Here is a 19,887-nt window from a genome sequence, read left to right as displayed (position 1 = left end):
GAGGGGACAGCGAGGAGGGGGCAACAGGCCCAACGTGGTTGTATCGACGGGAATCGCCCGGTTCGGGGGATGAAACGGCCGCAACCGGCACATAGGCTGGCCCTACAGTTCGGTCCGGCAAGCCAGCACATCGTCGACGCGAACGCCTCCGTTGCGAAGAAGTATCCGTTTGATGACCGAAAAGATTTCGACGATGCCGACAGGGGTTTTCTTGGCGCGCTCGAGCCCGGCGTCGTCCGAGCAGCAGGCGGGCGAGTGGTGTGGGACAACGACAGCTACGCGTTTTTGTCCGGCGATGCCCCGTCCACGGTGAACCCAAGCCTGTGGCGGCAATCCACCCTGGTGGCAAAACAGGGCTTGTACGAGGTCGTCGAAGGGATCTATCAGGTACGCGGCATGGACCTCTCGAACATCACGTTCATCGAGGGAGATACCGGCGTGATCGTGACCGATCCGCTGATCTGCACCGAAACGGCCGCCGCCGCACTCGGACTGTACCGGCACCATCGCGGTGATCGTCCGGTCGTGGCTGTCATCTACACCCACAGCCACGTCGATCATTTCGGTGGCGTGTTCGGTGTCGCGACACACGCTGAGGTTGACGCCGGGACCATCCAGATCATTGCGCCCGAAGGCCTGGTCGAACACGCGGTGGCAGGGAACGTGTACGTGGGAACGCTCATGAGCCGCCGCGCCAGCTACATGTACGGGGCAGCTCTCGAACGCGGACCGCAAGGTGCGGTCGGTGCAGGGCTGGGCCAGACGACGTCGCCCGGAGAGATCGGACTGATAGTGCCCACTCTCGAGATCACGACCACCGGCGAAAAACATACCATCGACGGTATCGAGATCGAGTTCCAGATGGCACCGGGCACCGAAGCTCCCATTGAGATGCACTTCTACTTTCCCGACTACCGGGCACTGTGCATGGCTGAGAACGCCACCCACACGCTGCACAATCGGCTGACCCTGCGCGGAGCCATCGTGCGCGACCCGCACGTCTGGTCCGGCTACCTCACCGAAGCGATCGAAACGTTCGGCGACCGCACCGATGTTGCCTTCGCCTCGCACCACTGGCCGACGTGGCGCTCACATCGAGTCATTGAACTCCTGTCGACGCAGCGAGATCTTTACGGCTATCTGCACGACCAGACGTTGCGGCTGCTGAACCAGGGATGCACCGGCGCCGAAATCGCCGAGCTGATCACGCTGCCTCCTGCGCTCGAATCCGCATGGAACACCCACGGCTACTATGGCTCGGGCAGCCACAACGTGAAGGCCATCTACCAACGCTACAGGGGATGGTTCGACGGCAACCCCGCCCGGCTGTGGCCGCACCCGCCTGCGGAGCTCTCCCGCCGATACGTGGAGGCCATCGGCGGAATGGACCGGATCGTCGAGTTGGCGCAGGTGGCGCACGACGACGCGGACTTCCGCTGGGCGGCCACCTTGTTGGATCACGCCGTGTTCACCGATGAGAAACATTCAGGAGCACGGGAGCTGTATGCAGACACGCTGGAGCAACTCGCTTACGGTTCCGAGAACGGCACGTGGCGAAACTTTTTCTTTCCGGTGCCACGGAGCTGCGGGAGGGGACCTTCGGTACTCCCACGGTGACGTCGTCACCTGCGATGCTCGCGCAATTGACCCCCGCCCAACAGTTTGACGCGATCGCGATCTCCGTCAACGGCCCGAAAGCGTGGAGCTTGGATCTCGCTTTTGACGTGAGGTTCACAGACAACGCTGGCGACGCCAACTACCGTCTCACCCTGCGCAACGGTGTCTTGGTTTATATTGGACGACCGGCCGACGACACCGCCGCGGCGAGCATCGGCCTGACGAAGATGCGGATGCTGCAACTCCTCGGAGGCGACACGGAGTCCCCGGGTCTTGACATCACCGGGGACGCCTCCGCACTACGGACACTGATGGGCGTGCTCGATGCCGGCGACCCAGATTTCAACATCGTCTCTCCTGACGATTCAAGCAAACCAAAACGGACCCCGGATCAAGTTCGTCTGACCCGGATGGCGGTGTCCACCAGCAGGACCATTCGGCACCTATATGTTGTTCGGGCGTGAGCGTTCCCGTGTAGAGCATGCCATCGAGAGCGTCGAGCAACACCTGGTTTGCCACACCCACCGAGCGAGTGGCCTCCCGCATCCCCGACTACTTCTATATGCTGTGAACATGGTTGGACGCGTCCAGCCATGAGACCTAGGCACGCATGTGGCGTCACGAACGAGAGCCACATCTGCTCTCGTCCAGCGAACACCAAGGAGTGCCGTGATGAACATGAAGCTCGAGTTGATACCGATCCCTGTCAGCGATGTTGACCGGGCCAAAGCCTTCTACGTCGGAAAGCTCGGGTTCGTCGAGGATGTTGATGTGCGTCCCGCTGAAGGTGTTCGAGTGGTGCAACTGACACCGCCAGGGTCTGCGTGTTCGATCGGTTTGGGCACGGGCATGCCCGCCTATGACGACAGGTTCCCAGGCACGGTCAAGGCTTTGCATCTGGTGGTGGCAGACATTGAAAAGACCCGAGACCACCTCCTGGGGCGCGGGACTGATGTCAGTGAAATTGTTGATGTTGGCGGAGGCGTAAAGTTCGCTTCGCTCAGCGACCCGGACGGCAACACCCTGACGTTGCAGGAAATGGCATGGCGCACCGGTGAAAAGTACTGACAGCGGAATGCCCTGACGGATCTCGACAGACGAGGCCTTGGGAAGCGACGCATGAGCGACGACCTGGAAGTACGCGCGGCCGCCATCCTCACACAACTCCGTGGCGAAGGCGATCCCAATGTGCGGGCCGAACTGGGCACCCGTTACGGGATCCATACCGATCAAGCGGTCGGCATCACCATGGCCAGTATGAAAGCGATGGCCAAACCGCTGCGCCCGAACCACGGCCTTGCCCTGGCGCTGTGGACGTCAGAACTTTACGAGGCACGCACCATCACCGCGCATATTGACGACCCGCAGCTTGTTGACGTGGATCAAATGAATGACTGGTGCTCCGACTTCGATAACTGGGCCCTGGTGGACCCCGTGTGTTTCACGCTGTTCGGCACGGCTCCTGCTGCGTGGTCGATGCTCGAGCCGTGGGCCAACAGCGGGGGCGAGTTTACAAAGCGTGCCGGGTTTGCTTTGTTGTGGGCACCAGCGCTCCATGACAAGAACGCTGCCGACCATCATTTCGAGAAAGCGCTGGCGATGATCGGCGCGAACGCCGGCGACCCCCGGCATCTCGTGGGGAAAGCACAAACCATGGCCCTCCGTGCAATCGTGCACAAAAGACCAGTGCTGCTGCCCCGTGAGCATGGCGCACAGCCGTGAAGGAGCTCGTCCTTGTTTGGCCTCTCCTTGTTTGGTTCCGCCTTTTTTAGCCCAGGAAAGTCAGGGCCAAGCCGAGAGTAAACATGCAGGGCAGCAGAATCGGCACGCCATGGACTGCCGCAAAGATCGTCGAGCTGGTCAGGGATGCCCGAGCCACCAGTGGCACTGCTCCGACGGCCGACGCCTCCAAATCGCCGCTCCCTCCCGCGGGCGGCGTTCCCGATATTGCGACGAAGAGCAGTTGGGCCGCCACAAGCGCGATGAAGAGCAGGATGGCATGGATGGCAAGCACAACCAACCCAAACGCCAGGACAGTGACCACGAGAACGGATGCGAGAATGACCATGCTCGATCGCACGTTTAGCGGGGAACGCACCTCCACATTAGATGAAAAGCACGGAGAACGGCACGGCAGAGTTGCCCTCCGGAGCTAGTCGCCCTTGGTGCCGAAGACTATTTCGTCCCAGCTGGGCACGCTGGAGCGTTTGGGCTTTGTGGAGGCCTTGCGTTCCAATCGCGCAGCCACTTCGCTGTCGCTGGGCCCGTTCTCCGTGCGAGTGCTGTCATTGGAACCACTGTGGCTTGCGTTGTTTTCTGCGGCAGCCTTTTCCGTGGAAGCGTTGCCCGAGGATTCACTGTCGTAGGAGCGTTCGCCCGACACGACGACCTCCCTGGTTTCGCTGCTGACTTCGGCGACACTGCCAAGGGTGTCGGAGCCGTGCTGGTGGTGCTCGGACAGGCGCGGTGCCAGTTTCAGGAACGGGATGGAACGCAGCCTGTCCTTGCTGCTTGCAGCAGGTGCAGCGGCGGTGCCGGCGCCGTCGGTTGCAGATGCGGCCATATCCGGATCAAAGTCCTCGGTTTTGGCGCCATAAAGCTCTTCATCGCGGGGGTGGGCACCGGGAACCGACTTGCCGATCATGGCGGCCAGTTCGTCGTCGCCGTCTTCGTCCAGTCCCAGGCGCACGCCGCGACGGGATCGCAACATGTCAAGGAGGCCGTGGCCGCGGTGTGCCTCTTCCTCGACAGGTGACGTCTCCGTGGGGCGTGAATCGAGGTTGTCTGTTCCTTCGCCGGAAGGCTCCGTGTCAATGTCGGAGGGATCGGCGTCGGCCTCGACATCAAAGGGCTTGTCGATGACTGCGCTGAGTCGACGTGCCGAGACAGGGCTGTCCAGGGGCTCGAGTTCACTGAGTTGCTGCGCCCAGCGGTTCGCGTTGTGCAGGGTTTTGCGTGCGGCGTGGAAACGCCACAGGGCCGGGGGCGCCTCGCCAATGCTGGTCGCTGCCATCGCGGTGCCAGGTTCGAATTCTGCGCTGATGGTCCAGTCGCCGGCCTTGTCGCGCCAAGCATCCCAGCGCAGCGACTTGGGGTCGATGCCGAAGGCCGCAATGCGGTGCCGCACCATTTCATCCAAGGATGCAGGGCTCTCACCAAAGGCAGACTTGTAACCGTCGTTGTGGGCGGTGGGAGCGGCAACCTCCACGGCCCGTGCCTGGCCGGCGATGTACTCGCGCTCTGCGAGCACGGGACCTTCGTAACGGCGCACCTGCTCGAGGGACAGCCCCGATTGCTCGGAGACATCCGCTGCGGTGGCTCCGGCCCGGACCAACGACTGGATTTCCCGCGGCGTCATGCGGGCCCCGGATTGCTGGAGCATGTGGACGGAGCGGTGGGGCGTTTTACCCACCGCTGTGCGCAGCGCCTCATCCAAGGGAAGTAGGTAGATGTCTCCATCGGGACCACTGAGCAACAGGTGTCCGCCGTCGTCGTGGACACCCACCAGCCGCAGATCAGCCATGCCGTCCTCCCAAAAAGTCTTTCATTACACTCCGAAACTTTGCCATCTATGGGCCAAATTACCTACTACCGTTGCAGGCGTGGCGCAAGATCACTGTAAAAAACGGGCCACGCGCAGGGTGGCACAACAAAAAGTGACTTAAGCCTGCTGCGAACTCGGGCAGGGACTGGCATCCGCCAGGTGTTTAACATTTTATGGTGTTGGCAGTATTTATCTACTGCCGCCCTTGCGGTGATTCTAAGGAAGTAACAATGACAACCGGCTACCACAGGCCAAGGACGGCCCAACGCCCCGCCGGCCCCGGCACTGCAATGAACGCTGTGATCGATCTGACGGAAACCGAGGGGGCGGAGAACTACGAACTCCCCGGGAGCCAGACGCCCGCCGAGGAATTGGCCATGGAGATACTGGCCGAACAGACTGATGAATTCACTTGCAATTCATGCTTCCTGGTCCGGCACCGGTCACAGCTGGCGCGTGAAAAGTCCGACTTGAAATACTGCAGCGACTGTGAAGGCTGAATGCCCGGCGGCTTGGGGGATCGGGGTTCTGCAAGTTGACTCAGGCTTGCGGGTTCATGCTTCCGGGCTGGATTGTCCGGCGTTGGGCTGTCCTGTGCTGGGCCGTGCGGTGCCCCGCAGGGCAGCGACAAGGTGTTCCGGGTTGCGCGAGGACGTCAGCCAGTAGGGGGTGCGGTCGGAGGGGTCGGTGATTTCCACCTTCACGACAGGCTTGATCCAGCCGCGGATGCACAGGTAAGCCAAGCCGTTGAGCTTGGTGCCGCGCTGTTCAGTGGCGTCCTCGCCGTGGTAGAACGTCACGTCGCCAACATACTGGCGCTCAATCTGGGCCCTTCCCACCCGCAGTGTCTCAGGGGTCACCTCAATGGTCGGGGTCGAGCCGATGAGCAGGGTGGCCTGGCCGATAAGCAAGACGAAGAAAGCCACGTAGCCGGCCGTCGGGCTGATCGGGATGAAGATCAGGATGCCGGCCGCGGAGAGCCCAACCACAATGACCCATCCCCAGAAACCGGGCCAGAGTTTCTCAATGTAGTGAGCCGTTGAGGGGGACGTTGCGCTCTGCGGCGAAGGTGATGACATGCCTATAGCTTTTCACCTTTCCGGTAGTAAATCACCTCGGCCGCCCCGACGCCCGGGCAGGCGCCGCGCGCCTGTTCGGGATAGAGTGGGTTGTTGTGACCGAACAGACTTTTCCCTCAAGCCACGGCTCCGACGACGGACGCCCCACACTGAGCGTGCAGTTGCGCATGATCGACGCCGGAATCGAGCCTCCCAGCTACGCCCACCCGGGTGATGCAGGTGCCGATTTGCGCACGCGGATCGATGTGGTGCTGGCGCCGGGAGAGCGTGCCTTGGTCCCCACCGGTGTGAGCATTGCGCTGCCGTTTGGTTTTGTGGCCCTGGTCCACCCTCGTTCCGGCCTGGCCACGAAGCAAGGGCTGACCATTGTCAACAGTCCAGGCACCGTGGACGCCGGCTACCGTGGCGAGCTTTCAGTGACTCTCTTGAACACTGACGCCCAGCATTCCATCTCGCTGACCAGGGGCGATAGAATTGCACAAATGGTGATTCAGCGCGTGGAAATGGCGGAGTTCATTGAGGTGAACGAGTTGCCGGCTTCAGTGCGCGGCACCGGCGGGTTCGGGTCCACCGGTGGATTTTCCCCGGCACCCCACAGCGAAGCGGCGCCAAGGTCCAGCAACGGCTAAGCAGCCGCCCCAATTATCTCGCGTTCCAACTTTTTACAAGGAGTCTTAATCCCATGGCTTTTGGGTTTGGCAAGAAAAACAAGAACAGCTCGGACGAGGCGGCGGAGTCCGGCCTTGCTGCCGTCGATCCGGACGGTACAGGATCCGCAGCGGACGGTGCAGGCCAGGAGATGTTGAATCTCCCTCCCGACCCCTCCGACACCGTCTATGACCGTGCAATGCACGGTCCTTTGGACCTGTCCGAGGTCGAGAACACCGACGGCTACGTGGACTTGGGTGCACTGCTCGTCACACCCCGCGAAGGCCTGTCGCTGCGCCTTGAAGTGGAGGAGAGCACCTCGCGCGTCATTGCCGTGACCCTTGATTTGAACGGCTCAAGCCTGCAACTGCAGGCCTTTGCCGCATCGCGCTCGGAAGAGCTGTGGCGTGACATCCGCGAGCAGATCGGCCTGTCGGTCGGTGCACAGGGCGGGGAGATTGAAATTCTCGACGGCATCTTCGGCAAAGAAGTCTTGGCGAAGGTTCCGGTCCAGACCAGCGAAGGAAGCAATGGTTTCCGCGTGGCCCGTTTCTTGGGCATCGACGGCCCGCGCTGGTTCCTGCGTGGGGTTTTGGGTGGCAACGCCGCGGTGGACAGCGAAGCTGCCCAGGAACTTGAGGACTTGTTCCGCGGCGTCGTTGTGGTCCGCGGCGAGACCCCGCTGCCTCCGCGCGACCTGCTGCTTTTGCGCCTGCCCAAGGATGCTGCCTCCAGTCCCGACGGGGCCATGCCCACCGATCCGGCTGCTCCGGCCCAAGGTGGGGAGCCGTTGCAGCGCGGACCCGAAATCACAGCGATCGGCTGACTTTGGCACCCATGCAGCAGGGCGACTGGCCTGGCCTTACAGCCATCAGCGAGTTGCCCGCCCGCGGACGCGCAGTGTGCACAGGCATCATTGACGCCGTCACCATCCTGCCGGCGTCGATGGTGCCTGCCTATACCGCAATAGTCACCGACCGCGAGACTCGCCGCAGTAGCGCCGACGGCATCAATCACCGCCTGCGCTTGGTGTGGACGGGACGACGGCGCGTGCCCGGCATTGTGGCAGGAACGCGTTTGCGGGTCGAGGGCATGGTCTCGCTTCGCGACGGACTGCCCACCATGTACAACCCACGCTACGAGATCATCGGAACCCAGGAGACCTAGTTGAGTCAGCAGAGCCCCGAAGAGAATCCGCCAGCGCAAGAGCCCAACGGTGGTTTCGCTGAGATTGCCCAGGAAATGGCCGCCAAGAGCGCCCTGACGCGCAAGGAAAACGGTCACATTGACCTGCTGGCCGCCGCCGGGGGAGTCAGGGGCATTGCAGAAAGTGTGCTGCCCGGGCTTGTCTTCCTGGTGGCTTTCACCATCACCCGGGACCTCACCATTGCGCTCGTCGGATCAGTGGCCATGGCCGTAGTCTTCCTCGTGGCGCGACTGATCCAGCGCACGCCCTTGACCCAGGCACTGGCCGGAATCGCCGGCGTCGCACTCTCCGCGTTCCTGGCCATGAAGACCGGCAAAGCCGAGAATTACTACTTGGTGGGATTCATCACCAATGGCGCCTACATCCTCGCCATGGTGGTTTCCATTGCGGTGCGGTGGCCTGTTTTGGGTCTGTTGTTCGGTTATGCCCGCAATGAGGGTGTGCGTTGGCGTGACAAACCTGAACGGCTCCGTGCCTACCGCGTCGCGACATGGATCGTGGTGGCCGTCATGGCGGCGCGCCTGGTGGTGCAACTTCCGCTTTACCTCACGGAACAAGTCGACGCCCTGGGGGCCATGCGCCTGATCATGGGTGTTCCGCTGTATGCCTTTGGCCTGTGGATCGCTTGGCTGGTCAGCCGGCCCGTGACCGAGGCCAAACCAGCTAGCTGAACGTTCTAGTGGAAAGGCCTTTGCCTCCTGTGATCCCCGGTGCCATCATGGCCGCCAGCTGGAGGAACTGGCGACTGGAAAGTGCCCGGAATCTATGTGTAACGAAATTATAACTTTTTACCGTTGGCGGCTAGGCTTGAAAAAATACATGCCCTTGATGGGTATGTTCGTGGCCCGCTTCGCCAAACCCCGTCGGCGGACCGCGACCGTTCAGCTTCCCGACGGGGGCGGAGGAACCACCACCGGTGCCACAGTGCACCTTGGGGTGAAGCCCGCTCAGCACACCATGGACCTCACGGCCGTGTGTTGGTCGGGCCGGGGAGGCACCTCGCCCGAATCCGACAGCTAACTTCGCCGGCGTCGAGAGGATTGCCATTTTGTCTGTCGCACGCCAGCACGGCCGCCGCCGCGCCACACCCATCAAATCTTCGCCAGCATTGCCGGGACGCCATTGGGTCCCGGGACTTGAACCAGCCCGTAGAGGCGGCAAGGGCCGCAAGCAGCTGGGTATCGTCGCAGTGGCGGCAGCCATTGCCCTGACCGCTCTGCCGGTGGCCCATGCTGAATCCCACCGTCTTGCACCGGCTGTCACCGTCGGGGCGTCCGTGCCTTCAGCAACGCTGCAGCAGGACGTGACTGCCGACAAGGATGTTGAGGTGAGCTTTGCCAAGCCGAAGGTCTTCAGCAAACCCGCACCCCCGGCGTCTCCTGCCAGTGCAGTGCAGCCTGCCGCTGCGGAGCAATCTTCGCTCCCGGCCCCCGCTCCAACCCCGGCACCGGCGGCTGTGGATCAGGTCCCGGTGGTCCAGACGTTGTCGGGGCTGCGCCCGCCCTTGGCCGCGCTGACGGTCACCTCGCCGTTCGGGTACCGCACTAATCCATTGACGGGCGCGGCCGCGGAGTTGCACACGGGGACTGATTTTGCCGGTTCGTGCGGCACCGCGGTGTTCGCCGCCGGAGCCGGGACGGTGACGGAAGCAGGTTGGAGCCAGTACGGGGGCGGGAACCGCATCGTCGTCGACCATGGCGGCGGCATCAAAACTACATACAACCACTTGGATTCCATTGCCGTCAGCGTAGGCCAGCAGGTCGGTGCGGGTGCGCAGATTGCCGGCGTCGGGACCACGGGAAACTCCACCGGCTGCCACCTGCATTTTGAAGTCATGCAGAACGGCCAAACCATTGATCCCGCACCCTTCATCTGACCGGCTGCGCAACACCGACGGATGATGGGCCCTGGATCCCTCGGCCAGCCGGGGAATCCAGGGCCTGCTGGCCTCTGCGCGCAAATGGGTGCTGCGGAGGTCGGACGGCGCCCCATAGCCGATTCCGGGGTCCACGTGGTTGCGGGTGCCTCTCAGTGCACCTGTCAGCGTTTCTTGGGAGTGGCCCGTCCGGCGAGAACGGCTCCGACGATCATCAGGACTGCGGCGGTGGGATAGCCGATGAAGAGGTCCTGGATTCCGGGTGGGCCCCCAGTTAGGGCGACGTGGACGATCCAGTGGGAGAGTCCCACCAAGACCCCGACTGCTATTATCAGTTGTCCCATTCGGACCAGAAAGCGGTGGTGCCGGAAGTCTTTGGCAACGTCGTTGTCGGGGAGATTGTTGTTCACGGGATGTCTCCTAAGGGGTGTGGTGGGTCAACCGTTGGTGCCACCGGAGCAGGCTGCCCCGGGTTCGGGTGTTTGCGGGCCCATGGCGTAGGCCTTGATGAAGACGGGCAGGCGGGAATCGTCGGCGCTCGGGACGTTGAGCTGGGTGCCCCACGCGGAGGCGGTGACAGCGGAGGTTTGGTCCGGGTTGGGGCTGAGCAGGACATAAGGCTTGTTCTTGACCAGAGTTGTCAACGTCCCCAGATCTGTGGGGGAGATGCCGGGCTTGTAAGTGATCCACACTGCCCCGTGTTCAAGGGAGTGGACTGCCCGCTCTTCATTTACAGGTTCCGGGTATGTACCGCAGTTGGTCCAGGTTGCCGAGTGGTCCCCGCCGACACCCGGGACCTGCGGGTAGCCCACCGCAGTTTTGACGTGGTTGCGGGTCAGGTTCGAGTAGGTCTCGATGCCGGCGATAGGTTTCTTGGCAGCCTCCTCCGTGGCAGTCCGAGATTGAACGGAACCGGTAACGACGAACGCGACGATGGTGATGACGGCGATCGCCAGCAGGCCAAGGCCGCCGTAGACGAAGAGGCTCCGGTTGCGTTGCTTGCGCCGGTGCGCGGTCAACACTGCATTTACTTTTGCTTGGCGTTCGGCTTGGCGTTGGGCTTGGTGGTCGTTGGCATCATTCATTGGGGGCTCCCAAGGAAGACGGCTTTACAACGGCGTCGGAGGAACTGGCCGTGGGCGCTGAATCTTCGGTGGAGGAATTGATGGTGGAGCGGGCCTTGCGGCGTGTGGCAAGGAACCAGGCAGTCCCGGCGAGCAGCAGCAGGCCCGAGACCCAGGTGTTCACCCGCAGTCCCAGAATGGTGTTGGCGTAGTCGGAGCGGAGTAGTTCGAACATGAACCGTCCGGAAGTGTAAAAAACCACGTAGAGCGCAAATACGGATCCGGCACCGAAGCGGAATTTTTTGTCCAGGACCAGCAGGACCGCGGCTGCGGCCAGGCACCACAAGGATTCGTAGAGAAACGTTGGTTGAAAGTAGCCGAGCACCACTGGCACCCCGGAATTGTCGAGGACGGCTCGGCCGGTGGTGAAGTCCATCTGGTGGATCTGCAGTTTCCACAGCGCAGTGCTGGGGCCGCCGTAGAGTTCGTTGTTGAACCAGTTTCCCCACCGGCCCAGGCCCTGAGCGATCAGCAGTCCTGGCGCCGCTGCGTCAATGAGTGTGGCAAAGGGCACGTTGTGGCGGCGGCAGCCAATGTAGGCCCCGAGCAGGCCCAACGCGATGGCACCCCAGATGCCCAGCCCGCCGTCCCAAATTTTCAGCGCGTTCCACGGATTTTTCCCGGGTACAAAATACAGCTCGGGGTCCGTGATGACGTGATAGAGGCGTCCGCCGACGATCCCGAAGGGGACCGCCCACATCGTAATGTCCAGGATCACCCCCGGAGTTCCTCCCCGGGCGGTCAGCCGCCGGCCGGCGAGCCAGACTGCAATGATGATTCCTGCCAGGATGCACAGGGCGTAGTAGCGGATGGTCAGCGGTCCGAGTTGGAACGCTGCCACGGTGGGGGAAGGAATGGACATGCTATTCAGTGTTGTGGGAATCATGGTGGTTGGGCCTTAGCTGAGATAGGAGAAGATGCCCATCATGCCGCGTTCTGCATGGTAGGCGTTGTGGCAGTGGAAGAGCCACTGGCCCGGATTGTCTGCATCGAACTGGACGGTCACGGTTTCCATGGGCCGGACAATGACGGTGTCCTTCCGGGCCCCATCGGTTCCGATTTGGAAGGTGTGGCCGTGGATGTGCATGGGGTGCCACATCATGGTGTCGTTGATGAACTTCACTTCCACCCGTTCCCCGGCTTTGAGGTCAAAGGCATTCTCGAACGGTTTGGCCATATCGAAGCGGCGTCCGTTGATGCTCCAGTCGTACTTCATCATTCCGCCGGTGAGCCGTAGTTCATGGACCCGGTCGGGTTTCTTGGCGGGCAGGGTCACGGAGGGGTCCGCGGTGAGTTGGCCGCCGTCGACCACTGTGCCGGTGAGGGTGGTGGGCAGGCTCTCCCGGGCTGGGGCGGTCCCGGCCCCTGTGGTGATGAGCCCGTAGGCCATTTGCCCTTTCCCTTCGGCCAGTGCTAGAACGGCGGTAAAGCCTTCCTTAACTGTCAGGAGGGCGTCGATGCGCTCACCCATGCCGAGGACGACGGCGTCGACCTCGGTGTGCCGGATGGGGAACCCGTCGGTGTGGGTCAGGGTCAGCTGCTGGTTGGGGACGCCGAGACGGTAGGCGGTGTCCCCGGCAGCGTTGATGATGCGCAGGCGGACTTTCTCACCCGGTTTGGCCATGAATGTTTCCGGATTTCCCGGGTCCTTGCCGTTGAAGAGATGGAAGGGGTAGGCGACGTCACCGGCGTCGCCGCCCAAAAAGTCGCTGGAGGCACCCATGAGCATGTGCCCCATAGTCATGCCGCCACCTTGGTCCATGGTTCCCGGGTCCTTTGTTCCTTGGTCCGTGTTGCCGTGGTCCATGCCGTCCATTCCACCCTCTCCCATGCCTGCGCCCATGCCCTGGGAGAGTTCCTTCATGACGTCCTCCGGTGTTCCGGTGACTCCGTCGAGCCAGTCATCAAGGATGATCACCCATTCCTTGTCATAAACGAGCGTCTCATTGGGATCATCGATGATGAGCGCCCCGTAGAGGGCTTGTTCGCGCTGCATTTCCACGTGTGAGTGGTACCAGTAGGTTCCGGGGTGGGAGAGCTTGAAGTCGTAGCCATTCTCGGACCCGGGGGCGAATGCGTCCTGGGTGATGCCGGGCACGCCGTCGTCGTTGTTGCGCAGGGCCAGTCCGTGCCAGTGCACGCTGGTGCCGTCACTGAGCTTGTTGGCAACAGCGACCTTGAGTTGGTCGCCCACTGCGCCGCGCAGGGTTGGTGCCACGAGGGTGCCGTTGTAGCCGGCGGTGGTGATGGTTTTGCCTGCCAGCGTGGTGGTCAGTGGTGCCGGTGTCAGCGTCGCGGTGATGGTTTTCCCGGTTGCAGCCCGGCTGGCTTCGGTGTCCGCGATCAGCGGATCCGTGGGCAGTATCCGGTTCTGTTGGCTTGCTTTGATGGCGGGAGTGCAGGCACTGAGCGCGGCCATGGCGGCAGCGGCGACGGACAGTCCAAGGAAGGAGCGTCGGTTGAGGGTGTTGTTCATGGTGAAATCCTTTGTTGGTGGCCGGTTAGACGGGGGTGATGAAGGTGCCGGCGAGGTTTTGCAATTGATAGATCCATTTCATCCACAGGCCGGTGACCATCATCAGGCCCAGGGCGATCAGCATCGCTGCCCCGAGGATGTTGACCACGCGGATATGCCGGCGGACCAGGCCCAATACACGAGTGACCCAGCCGAGTCCCAGAGCCACGAGGACAAAGGGAATGCCGAGGCCCAGGCAGTAGACGAAGGCCAGCAAGGCCCCGCGCCCGGCGCTGCCCGTTGAGACGCTCAGGGCAAGGACGGCGCTGAGCGTGGGGCCCATGCAGGGGGTCCACCCCAGTCCAAACACGACGCCCAATACCGGGGCGCCGCCGAGACCGGTGCGGCGGGTGAGATTCATTTTGCGGCTCTGCTGGAGCCAAGAGAAACCGCCCAGCAGCACCAGACCCATCAGAATGACCACGATTCCCAGGAAGCGCATGAGCAGGTCCTGCCAGCGCAGCAGCCATGATCCGATCAGGCCAAATGCGGCACCGTAGAGCGTGAACACGGCGGCGAAGCCCAGAATGAACAACCCCACCCCGGTCAAGACGCGGCGGCGGTTCCCCGGCTCGTTGGGATTGGCCAGCCCGGATACATAGCCCAGGTATCCGGGCACCAGCGGCAAGATGCACGGCGACAGGAAAGACACTATGCCGGCGACGAGGGCCAGCAACATGGCCAAGAGCAGGGCACCGTCGGTGACGTTGGTGGCGAAGAATTCCCCGATGTCCACGACGTTAGGGTGTGGCGGAGCTGAAGGTTGCTCCGCCGTCGGTGGAGTTCTGGATACCTGTAGTTGTGGATGCCCAGATTGCCGGTTTGCCAGCGTCACCGGCCAGGGCGGTGATGGCTTGGACTTCTCCTTCCACCGTTCCTGTGGCTGTCCAGGTGAGTCCGGCGTCGGTGGAGACATGGACGCTGCCATCCGGGGCAACCCCCGCGACGTCGGTGGGGGCCTTCTGGGCCGAGGCGGCGAAGGCGACAAATTGCATCAGTGGGGCGGTTGGGACGGGTTCCCAGGTCTTCCCGCCGTCGGTGGAGCGTTGCAGGCCTTCCTCGGTGGTGGCCAGGACTATCGGTGTGGAGGGGTTGCTGGCCAGTACGGCAGGGGCGAAGGTCGCTGTGGAGGTGTCCCAAGTGATGCCGTCGGTGCTGGTGCGCAGTTCGCCGTCGAAGGCGACGAGGTTGTCTCGTGAGGCGGTCAGCGCGTGGAAGTCAGATTGGCCTTGGCGTGAGAGAGGCTCCCACGTTTTGCCGGCATCCGTGGAGCGGATGAGTCCGACGGGGTTCGGCAGTGTCGAGCCGGGCCCGGGGTGGCCGGAGGCATAGAACACTTGGGGATCGGCAGTGGGAGTGAATCCCATGAGGTCAATGGTGTTCGTGCCGACCTTGACAGAGGATTCGCCGGTGGCGTCGTAGAGACCGTCATGGGTGGCGAGCAGGACTTCAGTGGTTACCGGGTCCACCGAAATCGCATGGACATGCCCGGCAGGGGCCGGCATGGTCGCGGGTGCATCGGAGGTGGTGGAGGTGGTGGCTGACGTGCAGCCGGCCAATGCCAGCGGGAAGGCAAGCGCCGCGCCGGCGATCGAGAGGCGAGTGCGTGAAAAGAGAGTGCGGGGGGTCACTAGTGGTCTCCAAAAAAAAGTAACGGGGTGAACTGGGTCGGTGGCGGCCGCAACTGGGCCGTACCGCCACCGATAGTTGGCGCGGGTGGTCCGTTAGAGGGCTGCCAGCAGATCTTTCATGTCGTTGATTTCGGCTTCTTGGCTGGAAACGATCGTTTTGGCCAGCGAGACGGCATCAGAGTTCTTGCCGTCTACGACCTCGGTCTTGGCCATTTGCAAGGCGCCTTCGTGGTGGGCAGTCATCTGGATCAGGAACATCCTTGCGGCTTCGGTGCCTTCGGCGGCCTTCAGTTTGTCCAAATCGGCGCTGGTCATCATGCCCTCCATAGCGTGGTCCCCCGTCATGGCGGTGGGTTCACCCCAAGAGTTTAGAAAGTTCGTCATGGTGGTGATCTCCGGGGCCTGGGCGGCTTTTATGTCCTTGGACAGGGCGATGATTTTTGCGTCCATGCCGGGCTTTGCCAGCATGATGTCACTCATCTCCACCGCCTGGGAGTGGTGGGGCAGCATCATTTGGGCGAACATCGTGTCTGCTGCATTGTGCTCCCCGTCGATGGAGGGACCCTGTGCGGTGGACATGGCCGAGCTGCCGTGGTCCATGCCGGGCATGGCACCGCCTTCGGTGCCGGTGGAGCAGCCGGATAGGGCAATTATCGCGGCAAGTGCGGTCGCGGAAAAGGTCAGAATTTTTTTCAAGGGGAACAGTCCTCAACTCAAAGGGTTTCACTACAGGGGAGCCGTCACCCCGTGGTGGGGTGCGTAGACGATGTCCCGCCACAGGGTGGCAGGCAGGGCCGTCGTTCTATGTTCGGCTGATGCAGAGTTGAGTCAGGGACGGGGCGTTGAAGACGAGGTCCGCCGGCTTGGGCTTGGCATGACCAGTTTCGGTGGGGCCGGCGGCAGGGTCAGGAACCAGCCCGGGCGGTGGAGCCGCTGGTGTGGCAGCCCCTGCGGCGGGGATGCAAGCCCCGTGGCTGGCCATCGATGTGTCACAGCCCGACGGTGCACACCCGCAGACCGCATTGCTGCCTTGGTAGTCGGGAACTGCAGAAGCCTGGACATGATCGGAGGCCGTCAGGGCAGGTGTCGCTGCAGAGTGCGCAGCGACAGGAATAGCCGCAGCAGGGTCGACTGCTGTCATATTGGCGGTAATTTCTGTCGCGCCGGCGCTACTAGCGTAGACCGGTGCTGACGACGCCGCTGTCTGCCCGCTGCCGATCACGTGCATGCCCAGCAGTCCGACCACCAAGACGAGCATGAGAATGAGCAGCCCGCCCCAGCGCAGCAAGGTTCCCTGCAGCGGCAAGAAGCTGCGTGCATGCATGGCCGGAACCTTCCTGGCGGCTGGGTGATGATGGTCGTTGTGAAGTGTACTGGGCCAAACTGGGTGGTTCCGGTGGAGCGGGTTTAGCGCACCTCGGCCGGGTTGAGCTTGAGTCGGCGCAGCAGTTGGGCGTTCAGTGCCACGACAATAGTGGACAGGGACATGAGTACTGCTCCGGCGGCGGGTGAGAGCACGAACCCGACGCCGGCCAGCACTCCGGCGGCCAGGGGGACGGCGATAATATTGTAGCCGGTGGCCCAGACCAAGTTTTGCCACATCTTACGATAACTGGCTTGGGACAGGTCGACTGTGGAGAGCACGGCGCGGGGGTCGTTTCCGGCCAGAACCACTCCGGCGGATTCCATGGCGACGTCCGTTCCGGCACCGATCGCGATGCCAACTTCTGCCCTGGCGAGTGCGGGTGCGTCATTGACGCCGTCACCGACCATGGCCACCTTCATGCCGCGGCCTTGGAGTTCGGCCACTTTCTGATCTTTGTCTTGGGGCAGGACTTCGGCAAAGACCTCGTCGATGCCGAGCTCGGCGGCCACAGCCGTGGCGACTTGCTGGGCGTCACCGGTGATTATGGCAACTTTGATGCCCCGGGTCTGCAGGGCGTGGACTGCCTGTCGGGATTCATTACGGATTTCATCTTCCAAGGCGACGGCGCCGATCACCGCACCATCCTTGATGACGTGCAGAATCGAGGCCCCGCGGTTCATCCACTCTGTTGTCGCAGTTGCGATCTGCTCTGGTTCGGTGAGTTCGAGTTCCGTCAGTAGTGCCGGACCGCCGACGGCCACGGTGGAACCATCAATGGTTGCTTGGACTCCGCGGCCGGTCATCGAATGGAACGCCGTGGCTGCCAAGGCTGGAGTGTCGGCCTTGTTCGCGGCTGCAATGATGGCGCGGGCCACGGGGTGTTCGCTGTCTGATTCCACAGCGGCCGCTAGAGTCAACAACTCATCCGTTGTCAGTCCATCAACGGCGGCGACGTCCGTGAGGGCCGGTTCGCCCTTGGTGAGGGTTCCGGTTTTGTCGAAGAGGACGACGTCGATGGTCCGCATCCGCTCCAAAGCCATCCGGTCCTTGATCAATACCCCTGCCTTGGCCGCACGCTCGGTGGAGATGGCAATGACCAAGGGGATAGCTAGACCCAGGGCGTGGGGGCAGGCAATGACGAGCACTGTCACGGTGCGGGCTACGGCGTCGGGAATGCTGCCCAGCAGCGACCAAACGATGAAGGTGATGACGCCGGCCCCGGCGGCGAAGTAAAACAGGAACGCTGCGGCACGGTCGGCCAGTGCCTGTGCCCGGGATGTGGAGGATTGGGCTTCGGACACCAGCCGCTGAATCCCCGCCAACGCTGTGTCATCCCCGACGGCTGTCACCCTTACGCGGAGAGAACTATCCGTTGCAACAGTGCCAGCCACCACGGGGTCCCCGATCGAGCGGGGGACGGTTTTGGACTCGCCGGTGATCATGGACTCGTCTACTTCAGCGGACCCGTCGGTGATTTCTCCGTCAGCGGGCAGCCTTGCGCCGGGACGGACCAGGACAATATCGTCGGGGTTCAGCTGTGCGATGCTGATGGTTTCGGTGCCGCCGTCGACAACCCGCTCAGCCTCATCCGGCAACAGGGCCGCCAGTGCATCGAGGGCACCTCTGGCTGAGCCGAGTGCGCGCATTTCAATCCAGTGCCCTAGCAACATGATGGCCACCAGCAGTGCCAGCTCCCACCAGAAATCCAGGTCGAAGCCGCCAAGGCCCAGGCTCGTCACCCAAGAAGCAATGAAGGCGACCGTGATGGCCATGGAGATGAGCAGCATCATGGCCGGTTGGCGGGACTTGATTTCCTGCCATCCACCCTTGAGGAACGGCTGGCCACCGTAGAAGAAGATGATGGTTCCCAGCAGAGGCGGGATCCAGACCGAACCTGGGAACTCGGGCACGGCGTAGCCAAGGAGATTCCCGAACATGGGACTGAAGAACACGACAGGGATGGACAGGAGCAGGGTCAGCCAGAAGCGGTTCTTGAACATGGCGGTGCTATGACCGGCATGTTGTCCCTCGTTGTGCACGGCATGGTCGTCATGAGCCATGTCGCCGTGCTGCATCGAGGGCTGATCCAGCACTGTATGACTTGCGGTTTTTTGATTTACAGGCAAGACCCGTTCCGGTGCGGTGTCAGTCGCTTGGTGGCCGGTGGGTTTGTTGTGGTTGTCCACGTCACTCCTAGCTCAGCGGTGCGGAAAAGGGCAGCAGATGGTTAGTTTCCGGTAAGGGTGTAGCCGGCATTGTCGACGGCGGCCTGCACCGATGCCATGCCAGCATCACCGGTGACGGTCAGCGATGAGATGCCAGCGGCCACCAACTCAACGGTGGCCGACTCCACTCCCTGTACCGCTGAGACAGCCGTTTCCACGGTTTGCACGCAATGCCCGCACGTCAGGCCCTCCAGCTCGTACTTCGTGCCGGCAGTCCCACCCGGAACGGCGGGAGTCGAGACCACGGCGCTCGAGTCTGTGGAGCAGCACGAACAGCCACTGTCAGTGGCAGGGGTCAGATTGAGATCTTCACGGGTTTCGATTCCGCACATGTCAGCTAATTCCTTTGAGTAGAGGTGAATTGTGCGTTGCGGGATGAACGGCAGTGGCGACCGGAATGATCCTCAGTCGAGACAAACTACTTCACTGACAACACGTCAAATATACCCTCCGGGGGTATTTCGAGTCAAGGTGCGCGAACCCTTGATGTTGGCGCGGGCATCGGAACGTCATTGGGTTCCCCGTTGTGTTGAGACGACGAGGTCGCATTCGTGTTGAGCGTCGCGTGGTTTGGTGATGGGTGCGTCAGCGGGGGTGACGATCAGGAGCGTCCGGGGCGTCCAACCAGGCCTGCAGCCGGTGGCTTGCAGGGAACGGTGTGAATGCGAGCATATTTGCATCGATCTTCTCGGGGTGTTCGGCAATCCTGGGCTGCCTATGGTCCTGAGTATTGATGACCCGTTCGAGCCACCCCAGCATGAAGGGGTCAAGCATAAAGGGGACAAGGTCCATGTCCTGAGGCCCGGTCAGCGCGTGGACACGAATGCTTGGGCGGGGTATGCCCGAGCTTGGTTGCTATGCCATGTAAATGGCTGCGGCCCCAGCCTGACGTGATCTGAGTGTTGGCTGACTGGCTGTTCCATGGCGTTATTTGTGGTGTTTGTGGGTGTAGGTGATGAGGAATTGTTCTAGTGGGCTTGTGTGGGTGGGGTTGGTGGTGGGTGCGGTGGTGTGGAGGTTGGTGTTGAGGGCGTTGTTGAGTTTTTTCTTGAGCC

At 62.3% G+C, this 19,887-nt stretch carries 24 protein-coding genes and 1 riboswitch; of the genes, 10 read left to right on the top strand and 14 right to left on the bottom strand.

Annotation, left to right across the window (positions count from 1 at the left end; genetic code table 11):
* Nucleotides 1-69: 69 nt before the first annotated feature.
* The 4 genes from QMG25_RS07995 to QMG25_RS07980 all read left to right on the top strand — a co-directional run bounded on the left by QMG25_RS07995 (nucleotide 70) and on the right by QMG25_RS07980 (nucleotide 3,339).
* Entirely contained in the window at nucleotides 70-1,617 is a 1,548-nt protein-coding gene (locus QMG25_RS07995) for an alkyl/aryl-sulfatase (RefSeq protein WP_283459050.1), read from the top strand.
* Nucleotides 1,551-2,081: an alkyl sulfatase C-terminal domain-containing protein gene (locus QMG25_RS07990; protein ID WP_283459048.1), complete on the top strand. Its 531-nt coding sequence runs from the start codon at nucleotides 1,551-1,553 to the stop codon at nucleotides 2,079-2,081. Before QMG25_RS07995 ends, QMG25_RS07990 begins: the two co-directional genes overlap by 67 nt.
* Nucleotides 2,082-2,289: 208 nt before the next feature.
* Entirely contained in the window at nucleotides 2,290-2,685 is a 396-nt protein-coding gene (locus tag QMG25_RS07985; RefSeq protein ID WP_283459046.1) for a VOC family protein, read from the top strand.
* Nucleotides 2,686-2,736: 51 nt separating this feature from the next.
* Nucleotides 2,737-3,339 carry a DNA alkylation repair protein gene (locus tag QMG25_RS07980; RefSeq protein WP_283459044.1) on the top strand — a complete coding sequence of 201 codons (603 nt, stop codon included), beginning with the start codon at nucleotides 2,737-2,739 and terminating at the stop codon, nucleotides 3,337-3,339.
* A gap of 46 nt (nucleotides 3,340-3,385) precedes the next feature.
* Here QMG25_RS07980 and QMG25_RS07975 read toward each other — a convergent pair whose 3' ends face one another.
* Complete coding sequence (locus QMG25_RS07975; RefSeq protein ID WP_283459042.1) at nucleotides 3,386-3,685, bottom strand: hypothetical protein; 300 nt, start codon at nucleotides 3,683-3,685, stop codon at nucleotides 3,386-3,388.
* Nucleotides 3,686-3,769: 84 nt separating this feature from the next.
* Complete coding sequence (sepH, locus tag QMG25_RS07970; protein ID WP_283459040.1) at nucleotides 3,770-5,140, bottom strand: septation protein SepH; 1,371 nt, start codon at nucleotides 5,138-5,140, stop codon at nucleotides 3,770-3,772.
* Nucleotides 5,141-5,391: 251 nt separating this feature from the next.
* On the opposite strand from sepH, the gene QMG25_RS07965 reads away from it, so the two are divergent.
* Nucleotides 5,392-5,661, top strand: a complete 270-nt coding sequence (locus QMG25_RS07965) for a DUF4193 family protein (protein WP_283459038.1) — start codon at nucleotides 5,392-5,394, stop codon at nucleotides 5,659-5,661.
* 54 nt (nucleotides 5,662-5,715) lie between these two features.
* Here QMG25_RS07965 and QMG25_RS07960 read toward each other — a convergent pair whose 3' ends face one another.
* On the bottom strand, nucleotides 5,716-6,240 hold the full coding sequence (locus QMG25_RS07960; RefSeq protein WP_283459035.1) for a DUF3093 domain-containing protein: 525 nt from the start codon (nucleotides 6,238-6,240) through the stop codon (nucleotides 5,716-5,718).
* Between the two features lie 95 nt (nucleotides 6,241-6,335).
* Here QMG25_RS07960 and dut point away from each other — a divergent pair, with 95 nt between their 5' ends.
* The 5 genes from dut to QMG25_RS07935 all read left to right on the top strand — a co-directional run bounded on the left by dut (nucleotide 6,336) and on the right by QMG25_RS07935 (nucleotide 9,971).
* Nucleotides 6,336-6,869, top strand: coding sequence for a dUTP diphosphatase (gene dut / locus QMG25_RS07955; RefSeq protein ID WP_283459033.1), 534 nt, complete (start codon nucleotides 6,336-6,338; stop codon nucleotides 6,867-6,869).
* 53 nt (nucleotides 6,870-6,922) lie between these two features.
* The gene (locus QMG25_RS07950; RefSeq protein ID WP_283459031.1) at nucleotides 6,923-7,714 is read left to right on the top strand and encodes a DUF3710 domain-containing protein; all 792 of its coding nucleotides are present in this window, start codon (nucleotides 6,923-6,925) and stop codon (nucleotides 7,712-7,714) included.
* Between the two features lie 11 nt (nucleotides 7,715-7,725).
* Nucleotides 7,726-8,055, top strand: a complete 330-nt coding sequence (locus QMG25_RS07945) for a single stranded DNA-binding domain-containing protein (RefSeq protein ID WP_283459028.1) — start codon at nucleotides 7,726-7,728, stop codon at nucleotides 8,053-8,055.
* A gap of 75 nt (nucleotides 8,056-8,130) precedes the next feature.
* Nucleotides 8,131-8,766, top strand: coding sequence for a DUF3159 domain-containing protein (locus QMG25_RS07940; protein WP_283459339.1), 636 nt, complete (start codon nucleotides 8,131-8,133; stop codon nucleotides 8,764-8,766).
* Between the two features lie 197 nt (nucleotides 8,767-8,963).
* A riboswitch (cyclic di-AMP (ydaO/yuaA leader) is annotated at nucleotides 8,964-9,138 on the top strand.
* Nucleotides 9,139-9,143: 5 nt separating this feature from the next.
* Nucleotides 9,144-9,971: a M23 family metallopeptidase gene (locus QMG25_RS07935; protein ID WP_283459026.1), complete on the top strand. Its 828-nt coding sequence runs from the start codon at nucleotides 9,144-9,146 to the stop codon at nucleotides 9,969-9,971.
* A gap of 164 nt (nucleotides 9,972-10,135) precedes the next feature.
* Here QMG25_RS07935 and QMG25_RS07930 read toward each other — a convergent pair whose 3' ends face one another.
* The 11 genes from QMG25_RS07930 to QMG25_RS07880 form a co-directional block, all read right to left on the bottom strand.
* Entirely contained in the window at nucleotides 10,136-10,381 is a 246-nt protein-coding gene (locus tag QMG25_RS07930; RefSeq protein WP_283459024.1) for a hypothetical protein, read from the bottom strand.
* A 27-nt stretch (nucleotides 10,382-10,408) separates the two neighbouring features.
* Nucleotides 10,409-11,056 (bottom strand): thioredoxin-like domain-containing protein, encoded by a 648-nt coding sequence (locus QMG25_RS07925; RefSeq protein ID WP_283459022.1) that lies wholly within the window; start codon nucleotides 11,054-11,056, stop codon nucleotides 10,409-10,411.
* Nucleotides 11,049-11,981: a prolipoprotein diacylglyceryl transferase gene (gene lgt, locus QMG25_RS07920; RefSeq protein ID WP_502866369.1), complete on the bottom strand. Its 933-nt coding sequence runs from the start codon at nucleotides 11,979-11,981 to the stop codon at nucleotides 11,049-11,051. Before lgt ends, QMG25_RS07925 begins: the two co-directional genes overlap by 8 nt.
* A 12-nt stretch (nucleotides 11,982-11,993) precedes the next feature.
* Entirely contained in the window at nucleotides 11,994-13,571 is a 1,578-nt protein-coding gene (locus tag QMG25_RS07915; RefSeq protein WP_283459017.1) for a multicopper oxidase family protein, read from the bottom strand.
* Between the two features lie 25 nt (nucleotides 13,572-13,596).
* The gene (locus QMG25_RS07910; protein ID WP_283459015.1) at nucleotides 13,597-14,346 is read right to left on the bottom strand and encodes a cytochrome c biogenesis CcdA family protein; all 750 of its coding nucleotides are present in this window, start codon (nucleotides 14,344-14,346) and stop codon (nucleotides 13,597-13,599) included.
* A 4-nt stretch (nucleotides 14,347-14,350) separates the two neighbouring features.
* Nucleotides 14,351-15,241, bottom strand: a complete 891-nt coding sequence (locus tag QMG25_RS07905; protein ID WP_283459013.1) for a F510_1955 family glycosylhydrolase — start codon at nucleotides 15,239-15,241, stop codon at nucleotides 14,351-14,353.
* A gap of 93 nt (nucleotides 15,242-15,334) precedes the next feature.
* Nucleotides 15,335-15,937 (bottom strand): DUF305 domain-containing protein, encoded by a 603-nt coding sequence (locus QMG25_RS07900; RefSeq protein WP_283459011.1) that lies wholly within the window; start codon nucleotides 15,935-15,937, stop codon nucleotides 15,335-15,337.
* Between the two features lie 106 nt (nucleotides 15,938-16,043).
* Nucleotides 16,044-16,565 (bottom strand): hypothetical protein, encoded by a 522-nt coding sequence (locus tag QMG25_RS07895; protein ID WP_283459009.1) that lies wholly within the window; start codon nucleotides 16,563-16,565, stop codon nucleotides 16,044-16,046.
* Nucleotides 16,566-16,648: 83 nt separating this feature from the next.
* The gene (locus QMG25_RS07890; protein ID WP_283459337.1) at nucleotides 16,649-18,700 is read right to left on the bottom strand and encodes a copper-translocating P-type ATPase; all 2,052 of its coding nucleotides are present in this window, start codon (nucleotides 18,698-18,700) and stop codon (nucleotides 16,649-16,651) included.
* 134 nt (nucleotides 18,701-18,834) lie between these two features.
* A complete protein-coding gene (locus QMG25_RS07885; RefSeq protein WP_283459007.1) occupies nucleotides 18,835-19,164 on the bottom strand; it encodes a heavy-metal-associated domain-containing protein in 330 nt (109 codons plus the stop codon).
* Nucleotides 19,165-19,417: 253 nt separating this feature from the next.
* Entirely contained in the window at nucleotides 19,418-19,624 is a 207-nt protein-coding gene (locus QMG25_RS07880; RefSeq protein WP_283459005.1) for a hypothetical protein, read from the bottom strand.
* Nucleotides 19,625-19,887 lie beyond the last annotated feature (263 nt).

The sequence above is a fragment of the Arthrobacter sp. H35-D1 genome, assembly GCF_030063185.1.
GTDB lineage: Bacteria > Actinomycetota > Actinomycetes > Actinomycetales > Micrococcaceae > Specibacter.
This window is presented reverse-complemented; position numbering and strand designations above follow the sequence as displayed.

Coding starts and splice junctions, on each gene's coding strand:
- QMG25_RS07995 (WP_283459050.1), top strand. CDS start 70: ATGAAACGGCCGCAACCGGCACATAGGCTGGCCCTACAGTTCGGTCCG.
- QMG25_RS07985 (WP_283459046.1), top strand. CDS start 2,290: ATGAACATGAAGCTCGAGTTGATACCGATCCCTGTCAGCGATGTTGAC.
- QMG25_RS07980 (WP_283459044.1), top strand. CDS start 2,737: ATGAGCGACGACCTGGAAGTACGCGCGGCCGCCATCCTCACACAACTC.
- QMG25_RS07975 (WP_283459042.1), bottom strand. CDS start 3,685: ATGGTCATTCTCGCATCCGTTCTCGTGGTCACTGTCCTGGCGTTTGGG.
- sepH (WP_283459040.1), bottom strand. CDS start 5,140: ATGGCTGATCTGCGGCTGGTGGGTGTCCACGACGACGGCGGACACCTG.
- QMG25_RS07965 (WP_283459038.1), top strand. CDS start 5,392: ATGACAACCGGCTACCACAGGCCAAGGACGGCCCAACGCCCCGCCGGC.
- QMG25_RS07960 (WP_283459035.1), bottom strand. CDS start 6,240: ATGTCATCACCTTCGCCGCAGAGCGCAACGTCCCCCTCAACGGCTCAC.
- QMG25_RS07950 (WP_283459031.1), top strand. CDS start 6,923: ATGGCTTTTGGGTTTGGCAAGAAAAACAAGAACAGCTCGGACGAGGCG.
- QMG25_RS07945 (WP_283459028.1), top strand. CDS start 7,726: ATGCAGCAGGGCGACTGGCCTGGCCTTACAGCCATCAGCGAGTTGCCC.
- QMG25_RS07940 (WP_283459339.1), top strand. CDS start 8,131: ATGGCCGCCAAGAGCGCCCTGACGCGCAAGGAAAACGGTCACATTGAC.
- QMG25_RS07925 (WP_283459022.1), bottom strand. CDS start 11,056: ATGAATGATGCCAACGACCACCAAGCCCAACGCCAAGCCGAACGCCAA.
- lgt (WP_502866369.1), bottom strand. CDS start 11,981: ATGATTCCCACAACACTGAATAGCATGTCCATTCCTTCCCCCACCGTG.
- QMG25_RS07915 (WP_283459017.1), bottom strand. CDS start 13,571: ATGAACAACACCCTCAACCGACGCTCCTTCCTTGGACTGTCCGTCGCC.
- QMG25_RS07895 (WP_283459009.1), bottom strand. CDS start 16,565: ATGCATGCACGCAGCTTCTTGCCGCTGCAGGGAACCTTGCTGCGCTGG.
- QMG25_RS07885 (WP_283459007.1), bottom strand. CDS start 19,164: ATGTGCGGAATCGAAACCCGTGAAGATCTCAATCTGACCCCTGCCACT.
- QMG25_RS07880 (WP_283459005.1), bottom strand. CDS start 19,624: ATGGACCTTGTCCCCTTTATGCTTGACCCCTTCATGCTGGGGTGGCTC.